This is a genomic window from Luteimonas sp. Soil_C_16 (assembly GCF_057657295.1).
Window position 1 is genome coordinate 136,282 of record NZ_JBDGIS010000007.1, and the last position, 17,864, is coordinate 154,145.

Annotated in this window: 15 protein-coding genes; 7 read left to right on the forward strand and 8 right to left on the reverse strand. The window is 69.3% G+C overall.

Annotated elements, in window-relative coordinates; all coding sequences use genetic code 11:
* Positions 1–118 precede the first annotated feature (118 nt).
* From AC3A5T_RS13905 to AC3A5T_RS13915, 3 genes are all read left to right on the forward strand, one after another.
* Complete coding sequence (locus tag AC3A5T_RS13905) at positions 119–508, forward strand: BlaI/MecI/CopY family transcriptional regulator (RefSeq protein WP_232114558.1); 390 nt, start codon at positions 119–121, stop codon at positions 506–508.
* Between the two features lies 1 nt (position 509).
* Positions 510–2,312, forward strand: coding sequence for a M56 family metallopeptidase (locus AC3A5T_RS13910; protein WP_487629079.1), 1,803 nt, complete (start codon positions 510–512; stop codon positions 2,310–2,312).
* Between the two features lie 143 nt (positions 2,313–2,455).
* The gene (locus AC3A5T_RS13915) at positions 2,456–4,534 is read left to right on the forward strand and encodes a M13 family metallopeptidase (RefSeq protein WP_487629080.1); all 2,079 of its coding nucleotides are present in this window, start codon (positions 2,456–2,458) and stop codon (positions 4,532–4,534) included.
* A 12-nt stretch (positions 4,535–4,546) separates the two neighbouring features.
* On the opposite strand, the gene AC3A5T_RS13920 is transcribed toward AC3A5T_RS13915, so the two are convergent.
* From AC3A5T_RS13920 to AC3A5T_RS13935, 4 genes are all read right to left on the reverse strand, one after another.
* A complete protein-coding gene (locus tag AC3A5T_RS13920; RefSeq protein WP_487629081.1) occupies positions 4,547–5,707 on the reverse strand; it encodes an AAA family ATPase in 1,161 nt (386 codons plus the stop codon).
* A gap of 34 nt (positions 5,708–5,741) precedes the next feature.
* Entirely contained in the window at positions 5,742–6,779 is a 1,038-nt protein-coding gene (locus tag AC3A5T_RS13925) for an SMP-30/gluconolactonase/LRE family protein (RefSeq protein ID WP_487629082.1), read from the reverse strand.
* An 83-nt stretch (positions 6,780–6,862) separates the two neighbouring features.
* Positions 6,863–7,525: a ChrR family anti-sigma-E factor gene (locus AC3A5T_RS13930; protein ID WP_487629083.1), complete on the reverse strand. Its 663-nt coding sequence runs from the start codon at positions 7,523–7,525 to the stop codon at positions 6,863–6,865.
* On the reverse strand, positions 7,522–8,100 hold the full coding sequence (locus tag AC3A5T_RS13935; RefSeq protein WP_487629084.1) for a sigma-70 family RNA polymerase sigma factor: 579 nt from the start codon (positions 8,098–8,100) through the stop codon (positions 7,522–7,524). The genes AC3A5T_RS13930 and AC3A5T_RS13935 overlap by 4 nt, the downstream gene beginning before the upstream one ends.
* 274 nt (positions 8,101–8,374) lie before the next feature.
* Here AC3A5T_RS13935 and AC3A5T_RS13940 point away from each other — a divergent pair, with 274 nt between their 5' ends.
* Complete coding sequence (locus tag AC3A5T_RS13940) at positions 8,375–9,181, forward strand: dioxygenase family protein (RefSeq protein WP_487629085.1); 807 nt, start codon at positions 8,375–8,377, stop codon at positions 9,179–9,181.
* A gap of 95 nt (positions 9,182–9,276) precedes the next feature.
* On the opposite strand, the gene AC3A5T_RS13945 is transcribed toward AC3A5T_RS13940, so the two are convergent.
* A complete protein-coding gene (locus AC3A5T_RS13945) occupies positions 9,277–10,650 on the reverse strand; it encodes an MFS transporter (RefSeq protein ID WP_332076458.1) in 1,374 nt (457 codons plus the stop codon).
* A 228-nt stretch (positions 10,651–10,878) separates the two neighbouring features.
* Between AC3A5T_RS13945 and AC3A5T_RS13950 the strand changes: the two genes are divergently transcribed.
* The 3 genes from AC3A5T_RS13950 to AC3A5T_RS13960 all read left to right on the forward strand — a co-directional run bounded on the left by AC3A5T_RS13950 (position 10,879) and on the right by AC3A5T_RS13960 (position 13,590).
* Complete coding sequence (locus AC3A5T_RS13950; protein ID WP_487629146.1) at positions 10,879–11,376, forward strand: RNA polymerase sigma factor; 498 nt, start codon at positions 10,879–10,881, stop codon at positions 11,374–11,376.
* A gap of 10 nt (positions 11,377–11,386) precedes the next feature.
* Positions 11,387–12,043 carry a hypothetical protein gene (locus tag AC3A5T_RS13955; RefSeq protein WP_487629086.1) on the forward strand — a complete coding sequence of 219 codons (657 nt, stop codon included), beginning with the start codon at positions 11,387–11,389 and terminating at the stop codon, positions 12,041–12,043.
* A 383-nt stretch (positions 12,044–12,426) separates the two neighbouring features.
* Entirely contained in the window at positions 12,427–13,590 is a 1,164-nt protein-coding gene (locus tag AC3A5T_RS13960) for a zinc-dependent alcohol dehydrogenase (RefSeq protein ID WP_487629087.1), read from the forward strand.
* 75 nt (positions 13,591–13,665) lie between these two features.
* Here the strand turns inward: AC3A5T_RS13960 and msrB are convergent, their stop codons facing one another.
* The 3 genes from msrB to AC3A5T_RS13975 form a co-directional block, all read right to left on the reverse strand.
* The gene (msrB, locus tag AC3A5T_RS13965; RefSeq protein WP_487629088.1) at positions 13,666–14,130 is read right to left on the reverse strand and encodes a peptide-methionine (R)-S-oxide reductase MsrB; all 465 of its coding nucleotides are present in this window, start codon (positions 14,128–14,130) and stop codon (positions 13,666–13,668) included.
* A gap of 69 nt (positions 14,131–14,199) precedes the next feature.
* Entirely contained in the window at positions 14,200–14,778 is a 579-nt protein-coding gene (locus tag AC3A5T_RS13970) for a hypothetical protein (protein WP_487629089.1), read from the reverse strand.
* Positions 14,779–14,885: 107 nt separating this feature from the next.
* Positions 14,886–17,699, reverse strand: a complete 2,814-nt coding sequence (locus tag AC3A5T_RS13975) for a PAS domain-containing hybrid sensor histidine kinase/response regulator (protein WP_487629090.1) — start codon at positions 17,697–17,699, stop codon at positions 14,886–14,888.
* Between the last annotated feature and the right edge of the window lie 165 nt (positions 17,700–17,864).

Sequence of the window (17,864 nt, forward strand, 5' to 3'; positions counted from 1 at the left end):
GCATCGCGCGTGGACACGAGCGCTGCCGCCGCCAGACGACGGAATGACTTCCCGCCTATTGACTACATCTGTAGTCAGGCGCAATCTGCCTACAGTTGTAGTCACCAGGGAACGTGCCATGCGCAACAAGACCGTCGGGGACCAGGAACTGGCCCTGCTGCAGCACATCGCCGAACACGAGGCCGCCTCCGTCGGCGAGGTCGCCGCCACCTTCGGCGAGCCGCGCGGGCTGGCCCGCTCCACGGTGCTGACGATGATGGAACGCCTGCGCGCGAAGTCCTACCTCAAGCGCAAGCAGGGCGACGGCGGCGTGTACCGCTACTCGGCCACCGCGCGCCAGGACGACGTGGTGCGCAACGCGGTGGGCAGTTTCGTCGAGAAGACGCTGCAGGGCTCGGTGTCGCCGTTCGTCGCGTGGATGTCGGAGCGCAAGGACATCAGCGCCGACGAACTCGCCGAACTCGAGGCGCTGGTCGCCAACCTGCAGTCCAAGCGCAAGGAGCGTTGAGATGGCCCTCGAACTGATCAGCGACATCCTGCTGCCGCGCCTGCTGGCCGCGAGCGTGCAGTCCACGATCCTCGTCGCGGTGGTCTGGGCGCTGTGCCGCCTGGTGCCGCGCCTGTCGGCCGCGACCCGTTGCTGGCTGTGGTGGCTGGTCGCGCTGCAGCTGCTGGTCGGCCTGGCGTGGTCCAGCCCGATGGCCCTTCCGCTGCTGCCGGCCGAGACCGTGCAGCCCGCGCTGCAGGTCGCGCAGGTCGCACCGGCGATCACGCTGGACGAGGCCTCGATCGTCTTCGCACCGACACAGTCGGCTGCGGCGTCGCCCACGTGGTCGTGGCCGCTGGCGCTCGCCGTGGCATGGCTGCTGGGCCTGAGCGTCATGGTCACGCGCAGCCTGCGCGGCTGCCTAGCGACGCGGCGCCTGCTGCGCGCGTCCATGCCCTGTCGCGACCGCAGCCTCCTGCACGCACTCGCGCTCGCCGCCGAGGCGCACGGCCTGCATGCGCCGCCGCGTCTGCGCCTGTCGGATGCAATCGATTCGCCGCAGCTCGTCGGCCCGTGGCGTCCGGTCCTGCTGCTGCCCGCGCACCATGCGGACTCGATGCAGCCCGACGAACTCGACATGGCGCTGACCCACGAACTGGTGCATCTGCAGCGCCGGGATCTGTGGCTCGGCCTGGTGCCCGCACTCGCGCAGCACCTGTTCTTCTTCCATCCCCTCGCCCATCTGGCCGCACGCGAATACGGCCTGAGCCGCGAAGCCGCCTGCGATGCCGCCGTGCTCGAAGGCAACCGTCACTGCGCACGCGAGTACGGCCAGCTGCTACTGCGTCTCGGCGTCGCGCCGCGTCCCTGCGCCGGGCTGGCCAGTGCCTCGCCCGACTTCACCCTCCTCAAGCGGAGACTCACCATGCTCCAGACCACTTCGTCCCTGCCGCGCGTCGTCGCGGTGCTGATGACCGTCGCGATCGGCGTCGTCGGTGTCATGCCCTATCGCCTGACCGCCGCGACGCCGGCCGTCGCACCGGAAACGCCGGCACCCGCCGCGCGTCCCGCGCCTGCCCCGAAACCGGCAACCGCGACCTCGCGCACGTCGACGACGACGGCGCGGACCGCGACCCGCAACGGCGTGCCGGTCGACCCGGCCGACATGCCGGATCCGCCTGCACCGCCGGCGCCCGTCGCCCCGGCTGCACCGGTCGCGCCGCCCGAACCGCCGGCCCCGCCGACCGGCGCCCTGCGCGGCACCTTCACCCTCGGCACGCAGCGCGGCGAAAACGCGTTCGTGCTGCTCGATGACGATCACAGCATCGCGGTCAGCGCGACCGACGAGCTCCGCGAGGCGCAGGCCGCGCGTCGCGGCGATGCACCGCTGCTGTGGATGCGCCGCGGCGATGCGCGCTACGTGGTGCGCGACCGCGCCACGATCGAAGCGATCCGCGACGCCTACGCCGAAGTGACGGCGCTTGGAGAAGCGCAGGGCGAACTCGGCGCGCTGCAGGGCGAGCTCGGTGGCCAGCAGGGCACGCTGGGCGCACGCCAGGCGGAGATCGCCGTGCAGGCCGCGACACGCGCGCTGGCCGACGTCAACGTCCGGGCCCAGGTGGATGCGAGCGTGAGCGCCGCGCTGCAGCGCGAGCAGGCCGGCATGCAGGCGGAGATGCAGCGTCTGGCCACGCAACAGCTGGGACTGGCGCGCGAGCAGACTGCACTCGCCACGCGCCAGCAGACCGCCAGCGCGCGCGCCGAACGCGAAGCCCGTGCGCTGATGGATGCCGCGATCCGCAACGGTCTGACCGAGCGTCTCTGACTCCGGCGGCCTGCGCAGCGCAGCCGGTCGCTGCGCGGCGAACTGTCATGTCCTGCACCACCGGCCTGACACCAGCGCCGGTGGTAACCACGCGCACAACCGCTCGCCGGCCGCGCAGTCTCCGCCGACTTGATGGAGTCGAGATGTCCGGATCCTCTGCATCCCCCGACTTGAATCGCGCACGTCGCCGGCTGTGTACAGGTCTCGCACTGCTGCCGCTGGCCATCGCGACGCAGCGCGCCTTCGCAGCGCCTGACGGGCAGGCGGGGGGTGGCTGGGGCATCGATCTCACCTCCATGCAACCCGGTATCGCGCCGGGCGACGATTTCTATACCTACGTCAACACGGGCTGGCTCGACAGCGCCGTCCGTCCCGCCGGCTACGCGCAGTACAACGAGTTGAACGCGATGTTCCTGCGCACGCAGACGCGCATCCGCACGCTCCTCGAAGACGCGGTGGCGCAGCCGCCGGGCAGCAGCAGGCTCGCCGATCTCTACACCAGCTACACCGACGTCGCGGCGATCGACCGCGCGGGCCTGCAGCCGATCCAGGCGGACCTGGACGCGATCATGACGATCGACAGCCCCGACGGCGTCGCCGCACGGATGGCGCATCCGATGTCGCACACCATCGTCGGCGCCTACGTGTTCCTCGATGCGGGCGACACACGCCGCAGCCTGTTGCATCTCGACCAGCAGATCGCCGGCGGCCGCGTCGTGGGCCTGCCGCGGGCGAGCCAGTACGCACTGACCGACGCCACCAGCGCCGCGCAACGCGCGGCCTACGTCGACTACATCGCGCAGACGCTGACGCGTGCCGGCATCGAAGACGGTGCCGCACGCGGCGCTGCCGTGCTCGCGCTGGAAACGCGCCTCTCCGCGGTGCAGTGGAACGCCGAATGGCTGCGCGATCGCAGGCGCAACTATCACCTCATGCCGGTATCGGCACTCGGTGCCTATGCGCCCGGCTTCCCATGGGCCGCGTATCTCGCAGCGACCGGTCATCCGCCGGTCGACACCATCGTGCTCAACACGGACACCGCAATCCGCGATTGCGCGGCGATCTTCGCCGAGACGCCGTTGGACACGTGGCGCGCGTATCTCGCGTTCCACTGGATCCACAACCACGCGCATCTGCTGCCGACGCCCTACCAGGACGCCAGCTTCCAGTTCTACGGCACCACGCTGGGCGGCCAGACCACCCGGCGGTCGCGCGCGGACCGCGGCCTCCAGTTCGTCAGCCAGAATCTTCCGGAGCTGGTCGGTGCGAGGTACGTCGCGCAGTTCTTCCCGCCGGACCACCGCGACGCGATCGATGCGATGGCGCCCTTCATGAAGCAGGCCTTCCGCACGCGCATCGAGACCGCGGACTGGCTGGATGCCGACACGCGCGCGACCGCGCTGGCGAAGATCGACGCGATGGGCCTGCGGCTCGGCTATCCGGATGATCTGCGCGACTACGCCGACGTCGGAATCTCGCCGACCGATCCCATCGGCAACATCCATCGCCTGCTCGCCGCGCAGGTGGCGCTCGAATCGCGTCACCTCGTGGATCCCGCGCTGCCGTACCGTTGGCATCTGCCGCCGCAGTCGGTGGATGGCAGCTTCAGTCCGCAGCTCAATGTGGTGACGTTTCCGGCCGGCCTGCTGCAGGCGCCCGCGTTCGATGCGACGGCCGACGCCGCGGTGAACTTCGGTGCGATCGGCGCCGTGCTCGGCCACGAGATGGCGCACGGGTTCGACGATCAGGGCTCGCGCTTCGACGACCAGGGCAATCTGCGCGACTGGTGGACGCCTGCGACACGCGCGGCGTTCGATGCACGCACCGAGGTGCTCGTCGCGCAGTTCGATGCGTACGAGCCGCTGCCCGGCGCGCATCTCGACGGGCGCCGCAGTCTCGGCGAGAACCTGTCGGATCTGGTCGGCGTGACCGTCGCGCTCGATGCCTACCGTCTCTACGCCGCCGCACACGGCATCGACACCCGCGCGACGCGCGGCGGCTTCACCGGCGAACAGCGGTTCTTCCTCGGCTGGGCGCAGCTGTGGCGCTGTCTCGACAGCGAAGCCTCGCTGAAGTCCGACATCGAGCAGGCCTATCACTCGCCCGCGCGCTACCGGGTCAACGGCGTCGTGCGGAATCTGCAGGCCTGGTACGACGCGTTCGACGTGCGTGAGGGCAACGCCCTGTTCGTCGCGCCATCGGCCCGCGCGTCGATCTGGTGAACCGTTGCAGGCTCAGCGCTCCGGCCAGTACCACGCCGGCGCGTCCAGCATCCCCTGCCCTTCGATCGTCGTCTGGCTGTCGCGTTTGACCAGCTGGACCGGATTGCAGTCGGGACTCTGTTCCAGCGCGGCGATCAGCCGCGTCGCATGCGAGACCACCCAGACCTGGGTGCGTCGCGATGCACCGGCAATCAGCCGCGCCAGTGCCGGCAGCAGATCAGGATGCAGGCTGGTCTCGGGTTCGTTGAGCACCATCAGCGGCGGCGGACGCGGTGTGTGCAGCGCGGCGATCCACAGCAGATAGCGCAGCGTGCCATCCGACAGTTCGGCGGCCGACAGCGGCCGCAGCAACCCGTGCTGGCGGAACTGCAGCGAGAAGCGTCCGCCCTCCACCAGCACCTCGACGCGCGCGCCGGGAAACGCGTCGGCGACCGCGGCGTCCAGCGCTTCGACATCGCCGATCTCGCGGACCGTGGCCCAGGCCGCGGCGAGATCGTGGCCGTCGTGACTGAGCACCGGCGTGCGCGTGCCGAGTTGGGGCAGACGCGCAGGCGCATCGGCATCGGCGCGGAAGTGATCGTAGAAACGCCAGCCGCGGATCGTCTCGCGCAGCTGCAGCACTTCGGGCGCATTGCGCGGATCGGCGATCTGGCCGAAGAGGCTTTCGAACGGATTCAGATGTTCGCCGGCGACCCGCCACTGGCGACCGTCGCGCACCCGCACCAGCGCACCGCGGCGATCAACCAGCGTGTTGCCCTGCCGCAGGAACGGGCCGCCCCAGATCACCTCGCGCTTGATCTCGGGGTCCTGCGCGAACAGCGACTGCGAGGGCACGGGCAGGCCGAGATCGATCGCGTAGCCGAACTGTGCGCCGGCGAAGCCGAGTTTCAGCGACACGGGCTGCTGTCGCGGCCCGCCCTGGACCGGCACCTCACCGCGACGCATGCGCGCGCTGAGCGTTTCCGGCCCGGCCCACAGCGTGGACTGCAGGCCCCCTTCGCGCGCGAGCGCCGACACCACGCCGCCCTGCGCGGTTTCGGCGAGCAGGCGCAGCGCGCGATACAGGCTGGACTTGCCGCTGCCGTTGGCACCGGTGACGAGATTCAACCGCCCCATCGGCACCACCAGCGTGTGCAGCGAACGGTAATGGGCGATGGCGAGCGTGGTGAGCATGCAGATGAGCGATCCGGGCGCGCTTTGTGGTGTATCAGCGCGAGGTCGCAGGCCCTGCGATCTTCAGACACACGCGCGCGAGGATGCTGTCCGACGCCAGATACAGCGTGCGGCCGTCGTCGCCGAAGGCGACGTTGGCGACCGCGCTGCCGGTTTCGATCCGGCCCAGCCGCATGCCATCCGGCGCGAACACCAGCACGCCGCCGGGGCCGGTCGCGAACACAGTGCCATTGGCAGCGACGGTCATGCCGTCCGGCAGACCGGGCGCCGCGTCGCCGACCAGATCACCGGCATCGGCGAACACGCGTCGCGAAATGACGTCGCCTTCTGCGTCGAGCGCGTACGCCATCCAGATCGCGCGTTCGGGATCGGAATTGGCGACATAAAGCGTGCGTTCGTCGGGCGACAGCGCGATGCCGTTTGGGCGGGTCAGGCCGTCGTCGAGCAGATGCACGCGGCCGTCGGTATCGAGCCGGTAGACACCGTTGAACGGCAATTCCTTGACCGGCGACTCATCGAGATCCTTCAGCCCGTACGGCGGATCGGTGAAGAAGATCGCGCCGTCGCTACGGCGCACGACATCGTTGGGACTGTTGAAGCGCCGGCCGTCGTATGCGCGCGCGAGCACGGTCTTCTGTCCGGTCCGCGGATCGAGCCGCGCGAGCGTGCGGCTGCCGGAATCGGCCAGCAGCACCGTGCCTGACGGTTCCGCGAACAGGCCGTTCGCGCCGGCTTCGCGCAGCACACCGGTCGGCGGGCCGTCGTAGCCGGACGGTTCGAGGAATACCGACAGACCATCCGCCTCCGACCAGCGATGGATCCGGTTCTCCGGCACGTCGGTGAAGAGCAGATAGCCGCCATCCTCCATCCATGCCGGACCTTCGGCCCAGGTGAAGCCGTCGGCCAGACGCTCGATCGTCGCGTCGGGCGCGACGACGGCATCGAAGCCCGGCGCGTACGCGGTCAATCCGCCGATCGCGGGGCGCTCGCTCGTCGACATCGCGGCACCGCCCGCGCAACCGCCGAGCAATGCGGCGCACACCAGGCCGGAAAAGAGACGGAAGGGCTGCATCGGCCTGCCTCGCAAGTGATCGGGCCGCACAGCCTGCCACGACGCACGCGACGGTGCGCCAGACGCACCCCTCCGAGCGCGTGTCAGAGCCGCAGGACGGACTGCATCGCGCGCGCGATCCAGCCGCTGAACCGCATCGGCGCATCGGACGCGGCGACGCAGATGCACGGCACGCCGTGGCTGGTGACCGGCTGGTGTTCGGTCTCGTGATCGAGATCGGCGACGTCACCCGGACCGAAATGGCCGAGCACGTCGTCGTAGGCGCCGCGCAGGATCAGGGTCAGTTCGTTGTTGCCATGGCTGTGCATCGGCATCCGCTTGCCGGACGCCGTGCGCAGCATCAGCAACTGCGCGCCGAGCGCGGCGTCCTGCGCGCGCAGCAGATGGATGCCCGGGCCGACCGCACGCCAGCGCAGCGTGGAATAACGTTCGCCGAACCAGGGCCGCAGCGGCGTCGGCAGCAGGTCGGGATCGACCGGCGCCGGCTCGGCGACGACCACCGGCGGCGCAGGCGTGGCGCCTTCGAGCCGCGCACGGAACGCATCGCGCGCCGATGCCGACAGCGGCGCGCCGTCCTGCTGCTCGATCAACCGCGCGCCGATGGCATCGGCCGCACGCAGCTGCTCGCGGCAGCTCGCGCACAGTTCCAGATGGCTGGCGACGACGGCCGCGAACGCGACCGGCAGCGCACCGGCCGAATAGCCGACCAGCGTGGCGTGATCGAGATGCCGGACCGGCACGTTCACGCCTCGCCTCCCAGCCCGCATCGCAGCTTGGCGAACGCGCGCCGCAGCGTGGACTTCACCGAACCCAGCGGCATGCCGAGTTCGTTGGAGATTTCCGAGTGGCTCTTGGATTCGAGATACGACATGCGGATCAGGCGCGCCTGCCCGACCGGCAGTGCGTCGATCGCACGCCCCAGACCGACGTGATCGGTGAAGGCTTCCGGCCCACTCGCGCCGACCTCGCCATCGTCGTCGTGCAGCAGGTCGACATCGTCGGGCCACGCGGTCGCCGAGGCGCCGCGACGCAGCGAATCGATGTGCAGGTTGCGCGCGATGCGGAACAGCCACGTGCCGAGACTGGCGCGTGTGGCATCGAAGGACCGCGCGCGGCGCCACAGCCGCAGCATCGCTTCCTGCACCAGATCCTCGGCCTGCGCGGATTGAATACCCTGGCCCAGCAGATACCGGTTGAGCCGGGGCGCGAAGTGGTCGTAGATGCGCATGAAGCAGTCCACGTCGGCGTTCGCCGCGACGCGGGTCATCTGGTCGGACCAGAACACCGCATCGGGAGCCGGATCGGCGAGCAGTTTGGACATGCGAACCGCCCCTTGCAGGGGCGTGACCTTCGAGACGGCGGTGGCAGGCAGCTTGGGCATGGCGCCGTGTGGGGAACGTGCAGGCGGAGACATGGGGTCATACGCCGCAGGGGCGCGATTGGATGCCTCCCCGGCGCGCTTCGACGCGTCGCGGCGGGATTGTCCCCGCTCCGCAACAGTTCTTCGCTGGCGGGGCCGTTTAACGCCTGCGGCGCGAGGCATAGCCTGTCCGCATCGTGACGGCGCCCGGCGCCGCGCGCGCCGGAGTACACCGATGACCCGCCTGCCCACCCTCTACATCTCGCACGGCTCGCCGATGACCGCGCTGGCGCCGGGCCAGGTCGGCGAACGCCTGGCCGAACTCGCACGCACACTGCCCAGGCCGCGGGCGATCGTCATCGCATCCGCGCACTGGCTGGCGCGTGCGCCTCTGGTCGGTGGCGCGGCGATGCCGGAGACCATCCACGATTTCGGCGGTTTTCCGCAGGCGTTGTTCGACATCCGCTACCCCGCGCCCGGCGACACCGCGCTCGGCGCGCGCGTGGCGGACCTGCTGCAGGCGGCCGGATTGGCGCCGCAGCTCGATCCGCAACGTGGCCTCGATCACGGCGTGTGGGTGCCGCTGCGGCTGCTGTATCCCGATGCCGACATTCCGGTGGTGCCGATGTCGATCCAGCCGGGTCTCGGCCCGGTGCACCAGTTCCAGATCGGCCGCGCCCTGGCGCGGTTGCGCGACGAGGGTGTGCTGGTGATCGGCTCGGGCAGCATCACCCACAACCTGCACGACTGGCGCAGCTATGACGACGCGCGTCAGGCGCCTTATGTGCAGCCCTTCATCGACTGGGTGGAGCAGCGGCTCGCGGCCGAAGACGTGGATGCGCTGCTCGACTACCGGAAGCAGGCGCCGTTCGCCGAACGCGCGCATCCCACCGACGAACACCTGCTGCCGCTGTACGTCGCGATGGGCGCCGCCGGCACGCCGATGCACGCGCAGCGCATCGATGCCGGCATCGACATGGGCTTTCTGGCGATGGACATCTACCGGTTCGATGGGGCACCGGGCGCGCTGACGCACGAGTAAGTGGCGCTGCGGGACGGGCGTGCGGTCACGTCGCCCAAAGAAAAAGCCACCCGCTCCGGTGCACGGGGCGGGTGGCTTCGGAGGTCACGCGAGGATCAGCCGCGCTTGCTGATCCGGTCGCGCATGTGCGCTTCGTCGTCGAGCCAGTTCTGGTCCTTGTTCTTCAGGAAGAACACGTAGACCACCAGCGAGACCGCGATGATGGCGGTGGCATACACGGCGAAGGTGATCACCTGGTCCGACTTCAGCGCCGCCTGGTACAGCAGCGGCGCGGTGCCGCCGAAGGCCGAGTTGGCCAGCGCGTAGCCGAGGCCCACGCCAAGCGCGCGGATGTGCGTCGGGAACAGTTCCGCCTTCACCACCGCGTTGATCGACGTGTAGCCGGTCAGGATGATGAAACCGATACCCAGGATGACGAAGGCCGACAGTGCGCTGGTCTGCTGCGGCAGCGCCGTCACCAGGTACCAGGTGTAGAGCACGCCGCCGATGCCGAAGAACACCAGCAGGCTCTTGCGGCCCACGCTGTCCGACAGCCAGCCGCCGATCGGCTGCAACAGCATCAGGAACGTCAGCAGACCCAGATTGATCAGCGTGCCCACGATGACGTCGTCGCCGGCGAATGCGGTCTGGATCATCTTCGGACCGTTGACCGAGTAGGTGTAGAACGCGACCGTGCCGCCTGCGGTGATCAGGAAGCACAGCAAAAGCGGACGCCACTGGTTCACGAACAGCTCGCGGATCGAGCCCGAAGCCTGCGCGCCGCCGGTCTTGGCCTCCTTGATGGAATCCGATTCCAGCGATTCGTCCATCGTGCGGCGCAGCCAGAACACCACGATCGCCGCGAGGCCACCGATGCCGAACGCGACGCGCCAGCCCCACTCGGAGATCTGCGAGGTGTCGAGCATCAGCAGCATCGCCAGCAGCGTCGCCTGCGCCAGCACGTGGCCGCCGACCAGGGTCACGTAATGGAACGAGGACAGGAAGCCGCGACGGCCCGGAATCGCGGCCTCGGACATGTAGGTCGCACTGGCGCCGTACTCGCCGCCGGTCGCGAAGCCCTGCACCAGACGTGCGATCAGCAGCAGCACCGCGGCCCAGATGCCGATCTGTTCGGCGGTCGGACTGATCGCGATGAGGAACGAGCACCCGGCCATCACCGACACCGAAACGGTGAGCGCCAGGCGCCGGCCGTAGCGGTCGGCGAAGCGGCCGAAGTACCACGCGCCGATCGGGCGCATCAGGAAGGTCGCGGCGAAGATCGCCCAGACGTACAGGGTGGAATTCTTGTCGTCGGGCGAGAAGAACTGCGACTCGAAATAGACCGCGAACACCGAGTACACATAGACGTCGAACCACTCGACGAGGTTGCCGGCCGAACCCTTCAGGGTGTTCGACACGGACCGGCGCAGGCTGGCCGGCCGGGCCGCATTGGGGGCGGCGGGTGACGCCACGGAGCTTGAAGCAGTCATCTTGGATGGGCCTGCGTGGGGGCAAGGGATGGCGAGTATAGGCACCGGAGCGGGTGGGATCGGCGTCAATAGCGAAGAGGTATTAGATGCAGGCCCTGCCCGGGCCCGCCGCGTCGGGCCGGCGCCGACGGGCGGTTTGCGCGCGCGGCGGCGTGGGCGTGTGATATCTGCCGCGCCCGTGCGAACCACCTCATGACAGGTTCGACACGGACTCCCATGGACACCACGATGCCGCTTGCGCACGACCGCGCCGCATTCACCCGGCTGCTGCAGGACCACCACGGCATCGTCGCGACCGTGGCGGCCAGCTACTGCCGGGATCCGGACGACCGCGCCGACCTGGCGCAGGACATCGCCGTGCACCTGTGGCGCGCGTGGCCGAAATACGACCCGGCGAAGACCTTCAGCACCTGGATGTACCGGATCGCGCTGAACGTGGCGATCAGCGCGGTGCGCAGTGCGACCGTGCGCCATCGCCACGCGGTGCCGTTCGACGAGACCCTGCACGACCTCGCCGATCCCGCGCCGCGCGACCCGCAGGCCGAACAGCAGGTCCGCGCCCTGCACCGCTTCATCCACGCACAGGCGCCGCTCGATCGCGCCCTGCTGCTGCTCTATCTCGACGACCGCAGCCACCGCGACATCGCCGACATCCTCGGCCTCTCCGAGACCAACGTCGCCACCAAGATCAGCCGGCTGCGCCAGCGCATCCGCCACGAACTCTAGAGGACCTGCCATGGAACCCGATGACCTGAAGACCGCCTGGCAATCGCTGGAAGCCCGCATGGCCCGCAGCGATGCCGTGCAGCGCGCTCTGCTGCGCGAAACCCGGCTGCTGCGGGCGAAGGGACAGCTGCGCCCGCTGAAGATCGGCCACTGGGTGCAGGCCGCGCTGGGCATTGCGCTGATCGTGCTCGGCGTCGCCTGCTGGACCCGCAACACAGACGTCGCCGGACTGCTGGTCGCCGGCATCGCGGTGCATGCCTTCGGCGTGCTGACGATCCTCGGCGCCACCGCAACGCTGGTACTCGCCGGCCGCGTCGATTACGCCGCGCCGGTGCTGCAGATCCAGCGTCAGCTGGCGGCGTTGCTGCGCGTCTACGCATTGAATGCGGGGCTGTGCGGCGCACCGTGGTGGATCATGTGGCTGCCGGTCGTGGTCGCATTCGCCGGTCTCGGCGATGCGCCGGCGGCAGCTGCCACACCCGCGTGGATCGTCTGGAGCCTGGTCATCGGCGGCGTCGGTCTCGCAGCGACCTGGCTCTACGCCTGGCGCAACCGCGCACGTCTGCTCGCCAGGACGGATGGCCCGATCAACTGCGCCGACGGCGCAGACGGCATCCGCCGCAGCCAGCGCCTGCTCGACGAAATCGCGGCGTTCGAGGCGGGTTGAGTGCGGGCCGCTCGGTGCCTCCGCATCTCTTCTTTTCGGAAAGCGGACTGCACCGGACTCGATCGATGGCCGACGCGCGACGCGCGTCAGGTCAAGCTGCAGCTTGCAGCCATCCACACGATGCGAGTGGCATCACGCGTCGCGATTCGCGCATCGGTCTGGCCCACCGACCACCGTGCGCGTATTCATCGGACTCGCATCCACGCGCGCTCCGGCGGATGTCGGATCGCCGCGCCCACCCCGCCATCCCCCGTGCACCGCGATCCCGTGCGCGTTCAGTCATCGGCCGCCTTCACTCACATCACGCCAGCGCGATCTCCGCGTCACACGCACCTGCCATCGGATCTGTGCCTCATGGCGACCCCACTGCACAGGCTCACCCCATGAAAGCGCTCACCTACCACGGCAGCAAGGATGTCCGGGTCGACACCGTGCCCGATCCGGTGCTGCAGGACGCCGACGACATCCTGTTGCGCGTCACCGCCACCGCGATCTGCGGCTCCGACCTGCATCTGTTCCGCGGCAAGATTCCCGAACTGCACAAGGGCGACATCCTCGGCCACGAGTTCATGGGCATCGTCGAGGACGTCGGCAAGGACGTGACCAACGTGCGCAAGGGCGACCGCGTGGTGATTCCGTTCGTGATCGCCTGCGGCGACTGTTTCCACTGTCGTCTGGCCGAGTTTTCCGCCTGCGAAACCACCAACACGGGCACAGGCGCCGCGCTCAATTCCAAAGGCATGCGCCCGCCCGCGGCGCTGTTCGGTTTCAGCCATCTCTATGGAGGCGTGCCCGGCGGGCAGGCCGAGTACGTGCGAGTACCCAAGGGCAATGTCGGGCCGATCGTCGTGCCCGACGCATTGCCGGATGAGCAGGTGCTGTTCCTGTCCGACATCCTGCCGACCGGCTACCAGGCCGTGCTCAATGCGCGCGTCACCCAGGGGTCGACGGTCGCGATCTTCGGCGCCGGCCCGGTCGGGCTGATGGCCGCCGCGTGCGCGAAAATGCTCGGCGCCGAGCGCATCTTCATGATCGACCGCTACCAGTACCGTCTCGATTTCGCCGTCGCGACCTACGGCGTGATTCCGATCAATTTCGAGGAGACCGACGACCCGGCCGAAGAGATCATCTCGCAGACCAACGGCCGCGGCGTGGACGCGACGATCGACGCGGTCGGCTTCGAAGCCAAGGGCAGCAAGGCCGATACCCTCGCCACACAACTCAAGCTCGAAGGCAGCAGCGGCGCCGCATTGCGCCAGTGCATCGCGGCGACGCGTCGCGCGGGCACGGTCAGCGTGCCGGGTGTGTACGCGGGCTTCATCCATGCCTTCATGTTCGGCGACGCCTTCGACAAGGGCCTGCGTTTCGAGATGGGCCAGACCAACGTGCAGAAGTACATGCCCGAACTGCTGGAACACATCGGCGAAGGCCGCCTGCAGCCGGACGTGATCATTTCGCACCGCATGGCACTCGCCGATGCGGCAAAGGGTTACGAGATCTTCGACGGCAAGGAAGACGCCTGCCGCAAGGTCGTGCTGACGCCCTGATCGGAACTCCCGGCTCGTTCAAACGCAAACGGCGCCTAGAGGGCGCCGTTTGCCTGTGCGGACCGGAGCGTCGCCTCAGGCGGTGCCGCCCTCGGCGCCGCCCCGCTGCAGCGGATCGGCGAGCGCCTCGCCTTCGCCGACGAAGCTCAGCGCCACGGAATTGAGGCAATGCCGCTCGTGCGTCGGCGGCGGGCCGTCCGGGAACACATGGCCCAGATGGCTGCCGCAGCGCGCGCAGACTTCCTCGACGCGGATCATGCCGTGGCTGGTGTCGCGGATCAGGGTGATGTGCGCGGGATCGTAGGGCGCGAAGAAACTCGGCCAGCCGGTGCCCGAATCGAACTTGGCGCTGGAGCGGAACAGCGGCAGCGCGCACAGGCGGCAGCAATAGACGCCCTCGCGCTTGTTGTCAAGGAACACGCCGCAGAACGGCGCTTCGGTGCCGTGCTGCAAGAGCACTCGGCGCTCGTCGGCGGACAGGTCGGCTTCCAGCGCGGCGCGCTGCTCGGCGGAAGGCGGGGTGAGATCGAAACGGCTCATGGGGATTCCGGCAGTTCGCGGGTCCCCACAAGATGGCGACGCACGGGCCGCTGCACAAGCCGTTGCGTGTCAGGCGACCGCTGCGCGCCCGCGCGTCCGGTGCCACACATGCCGCGCCAGCGCATACAGGACCAGATGCGCGATGGCCGAGACGGTCGCCACGATGCCGCCGATCAGCAGCGGCAGCACCGCACCGAAGGTGAAGGTCATCGCGAGGACGAAGCCCAGCAGGCATTCGGCGCGGTACGCAGGCAACAGCAGCCCCAGCACCAGCGCCGACACCAGCACCGCGAACGCCGCGTCTTCCACGCCGCTGACAAAGGCGACCGAGAGTGCGGCCCCCGCCGCCGCAGCGACGCAAAAGCCGAGCCACGCGACACGGACCCCGCGACGCCTGTCGATGTGACGTGCGATGCGCCGCGCGACACGCCCGGTGACGAACCACGCCAATGCGGGTAGCAGCACCAGACCCCAGCCGTTCCACACCGCAGGCAGGTCCGGACGCGCGAGCAGATGGTGGCTGACGATGCCGCCGTGCGCGTGCTCCCAGGCCAGATGCGCCAGCTCGGCCAGCAGCACCGTCACGACCAGCCACACCCGCCAGGCGTGCGATCCCGGCTGCGCGCTTCGGTCCGTTCGTGCATGCATCAGCGTTCCCCTTCGATCTGCAATCGACTGTAAGCCGCATCGCCGAGATCCACCCGTGGCGTTCGCCATCGTGACTTCCGGCGACGGACATCGCCCGCCGGCTGCACTCAGCCCGTCGGCGTCTCGCCTGTCGCAGCAAGCACCGCGCCCACGCGCGCCGCCAGTGCGTCGACCGTAAACGGCTTGCCGATCAGCTGCACGCCGGGCGCCAGCACGCCATCCTGGACGAGGGTGTTGCGGCTGTTGCCCGTGGTGAACAGCACTTTGAGATCCGGACGCCGCTTCAGCGCTTCGTCGGCCAGCTGGCGGCCGTTGACCTCGGGCATCACCACGTCGGTGAACAGCAGTGCGACGTCGGGATGCAGGTCGAGCAGCTGCAGCGCACGCGCCGCGCCGTCGGCGGCGACGACGCGATAACCAAGTTCGGTCAAGGCGTCGGTGGAGAACTGCCGCACGGCCGGCTCGTCGTCCACGACCAGCACCAGTTCCTGGTGCCCATGCGGCAGTTCCGTAGCTTCCGCACCGGCCGGTGCCGCGATTTCGGCGTCGCCTTCGAGCCGCGGCAGCCAGATCTGCACCACCGTGCCCTGCCCCACCTCCGACGCCATCCGCACGTGGCCGGCCGACTGTTTGACGAAGCCGTAGACCTGCGACAGCCCCAGACCCGTGCCCTTGCCGACCTTCTTGGTCGTGTAGAACGGATCGAAGGCCTTGGCCATCACCTCGGGCGGCATGCCGGCGCCATCGTCGGACACGGTGATGCGCACGTACTGCCCGGGCGGCACGTCCTGCAGCCCGGTGAAGTAGGCCGGCTCGGTCACGCTGTTGGCGGTGGCGATCGTCAATCGCCCGCCGCCGGGCATCGCGTCGCGCGCATTGACCGCGAGATTGAGGATCACGTTCTCGAGCTGGTTTGCATCGACGTGCGTGGGCCACAGGTCCGCAGCGAGGTCGGTCTGCAGCCGCACGCTGCTGCCCAGCGAATGCGCCAGCAGATCCGACATGCCTGCGACCAGCCGGTTCGCATCCAACGGCACCGGTTGCAGCGGCTGCTGGCGCGAGAACGCGAGCAGGCGCTGGGTGAGCTGCGCAGCGCGGCTGGCCCCGTCGATCGCCATGTCGATGTAACGCCTGGTGCGCGGGTCGGGATGGTCTTTGAGGCGCGAGGCCAGCAGATCCAGCGGACCGACGACGGCGGCGAGCATGTTGTTGAAATCGTGCGCGATGCCGCCGGTCAGCTGGCCGACGGCTTCCATCTTCTGGCTCTGCCGCAACGCATCCTCGATGCGCGTGCGTTCGGCGACCTCCGCGCGTACGCGGCTTTCCAGTTCTTCGTTCAACTCCTGCAGCCGCGCATCGGCGCGCTTGCGCTGGGTCACGTCGATGGCGACGCCGAGCACGCGCAGGCAGCGGTCGCCCTCGAACAGGCCGCGCCCCTTGGCCGCGACCCAGCGCACGATGCCGTCCTCCTTGCCGACGGTGCGGTATTCCACGTCGTAGAACGCGCGTCGCTGCGGATCGGCCGCGGCATCGAATGCGGCGCTGGTGGCGTCCCGGTCCTGCGGATGCAGGCCGTCGTAGAAATCGCTGAGCGAGACGTCCGCATCGGCCGAGATGCCGAACATGGCCTTGGTGCGCGGCGGCCAGATCAGCAAGCCCTGCACCATGTCGACATCCCAGAAGCCCATGTCGCCGGCGTCGGTCGCCAGACGCAGACGCTCCTCGCTCTGCGTCAGCGCCGCCTCGGCGGCCTTGCTCGCCGACAGGTCCAGCATCGCGCCGATCATGCGCACCGGCTCGCCCGCCGCGTTGCGCAGCACGGTGCCCCGGTCGAGCACCGATGCGTAGCTGCCGTCGGCACGCTCGAAGCGGTACTCGCCGGTCCACACCGAGCCCTCGCCTTCGATGACCGCGTGGATCTGCGTGTCGATCCGCGCGCGGTCGTCGGGATGGATGTGGTCGATCCACCAGTTCGCATCCGTCTCGGACTCGGGATGGCCGAACAACGTGGTCAGCGCCTCGTTCCAGATCACGTGGCCGTCGTCCATGCGCCAGTCCCAGATCGCATCGTTGGTGGCGCGCGCTGCGAGCCGGTAGCGCTCCTCGATCTCGTGATGCCGCGCTTCGGCGGCCTTGCGATCGGTGATGTCGAGCGAGGTGCCGACCAGCCCGGTGACGGTGCCATCCGCGTCGCGCAACGGCGCCTTGGTCGACAGCCACCACGCGCGCCGACCATCGGGGAAACTCACTTCCTCCTCGATCTGCTCCGCGCGTCCGCTCGACATGATGCGCTCGTCGGTCGCCATCACCGCGGCGGCCTGCGCAGGATCGCCGAGCAGTTCGGCGTCGGTCCGTCCGATGTAGGCCTCGGGCGGTCGGCCGATCAGCTCGGTCGTGCCGCGATTGCCGATCACGATGCGCCCCCGCCGATCCTTGGCGTACATCACGCCCGGCGCGCTCTCGACGAACGAACGCAGCAGCGTCTGCGCCTGGTCGCGCTCGGCCTCGACGCGCCGCCGCTCCTCGATGTCGATCAGCACGCCCGGAAACCCGACGGCCTTGCCGTCGGCGTCCAGATCGACGCGGCCGATCGCCTCGATCCACCGGTACTCGCGGTCCTTGCCCAGCGTCCGATAGGCGTGCGCGTAGCGTCCGCCGCGGCGCACGGCTTCTTCGATCGCCGCCTTCAGGCCAGCGCGGTCTTCGGGATGCACGTACTCAACGATCTCCTCCAGCCGCAGATCGCCGCGTGCGACATCCGGGTCCAGCCCGAAGGCTTCGGCGAGCGCGTCGTCGATCGTCACGTTGTCGCGCAGAACGTCCCAGAACCACGTGCCGACGATCGCGCCGGCAGCCAGCGCGAGCTCGACGCGCTCGGCATCGCGCGCGCCATGGAAATCGTTCGGATCCGAAGGGGTCAAGGTGGTCTCGGGCAGGGACGGGGCAGGCCCGGCCATTCTCCCAGCTGCCGGGCGGTTCGGCGACTCCGGACCCGGACGCACCGATTCCTGCGCAAATCCACTGACCTGCGGGGCCCCTGTTCGCCGCGACACGCGCTCGGACGGCAGCGCATTCGGGTCGTCTGC

Bases quoted from the DNA above. Each gene is read 5' to 3' on its own strand.
- AC3A5T_RS13905 (WP_232114558.1), top strand. From the start codon at position 119: ATGCGCAACAAGACCGTCGGGGACCAGGAACTGGCCCTGCTGCAGCAC.
- AC3A5T_RS13910 (WP_487629079.1), top strand. From the start codon at position 510: ATGGCCCTCGAACTGATCAGCGACATCCTGCTGCCGCGCCTGCTGGCC.
- AC3A5T_RS13915 (WP_487629080.1), top strand. From the start codon at position 2,456: ATGTCCGGATCCTCTGCATCCCCCGACTTGAATCGCGCACGTCGCCGG.
- AC3A5T_RS13920 (WP_487629081.1), bottom strand. From the start codon at position 5,707: ATGCTCACCACGCTCGCCATCGCCCATTACCGTTCGCTGCACACGCTG.
- AC3A5T_RS13925 (WP_487629082.1), bottom strand. From the start codon at position 6,779: ATGCAGCCCTTCCGTCTCTTTTCCGGCCTGGTGTGCGCCGCATTGCTC.
- AC3A5T_RS13935 (WP_487629084.1), bottom strand. From the start codon at position 8,100: ATGTCCAAACTGCTCGCCGATCCGGCTCCCGATGCGGTGTTCTGGTCC.
- AC3A5T_RS13940 (WP_487629085.1), top strand. From the start codon at position 8,375: ATGACCCGCCTGCCCACCCTCTACATCTCGCACGGCTCGCCGATGACC.
- AC3A5T_RS13945 (WP_332076458.1), bottom strand. From the start codon at position 10,650: ATGACTGCTTCAAGCTCCGTGGCGTCACCCGCCGCCCCCAATGCGGCC.
- AC3A5T_RS13950 (WP_487629146.1), top strand. From the start codon at position 10,879: ATGCCGCTTGCGCACGACCGCGCCGCATTCACCCGGCTGCTGCAGGAC.
- AC3A5T_RS13955 (WP_487629086.1), top strand. From the start codon at position 11,387: ATGGAACCCGATGACCTGAAGACCGCCTGGCAATCGCTGGAAGCCCGC.
- AC3A5T_RS13960 (WP_487629087.1), top strand. From the start codon at position 12,427: ATGAAAGCGCTCACCTACCACGGCAGCAAGGATGTCCGGGTCGACACC.
- msrB (WP_487629088.1), bottom strand. From the start codon at position 14,130: ATGAGCCGTTTCGATCTCACCCCGCCTTCCGCCGAGCAGCGCGCCGCG.
- AC3A5T_RS13970 (WP_487629089.1), bottom strand. From the start codon at position 14,778: ATGCATGCACGAACGGACCGAAGCGCGCAGCCGGGATCGCACGCCTGG.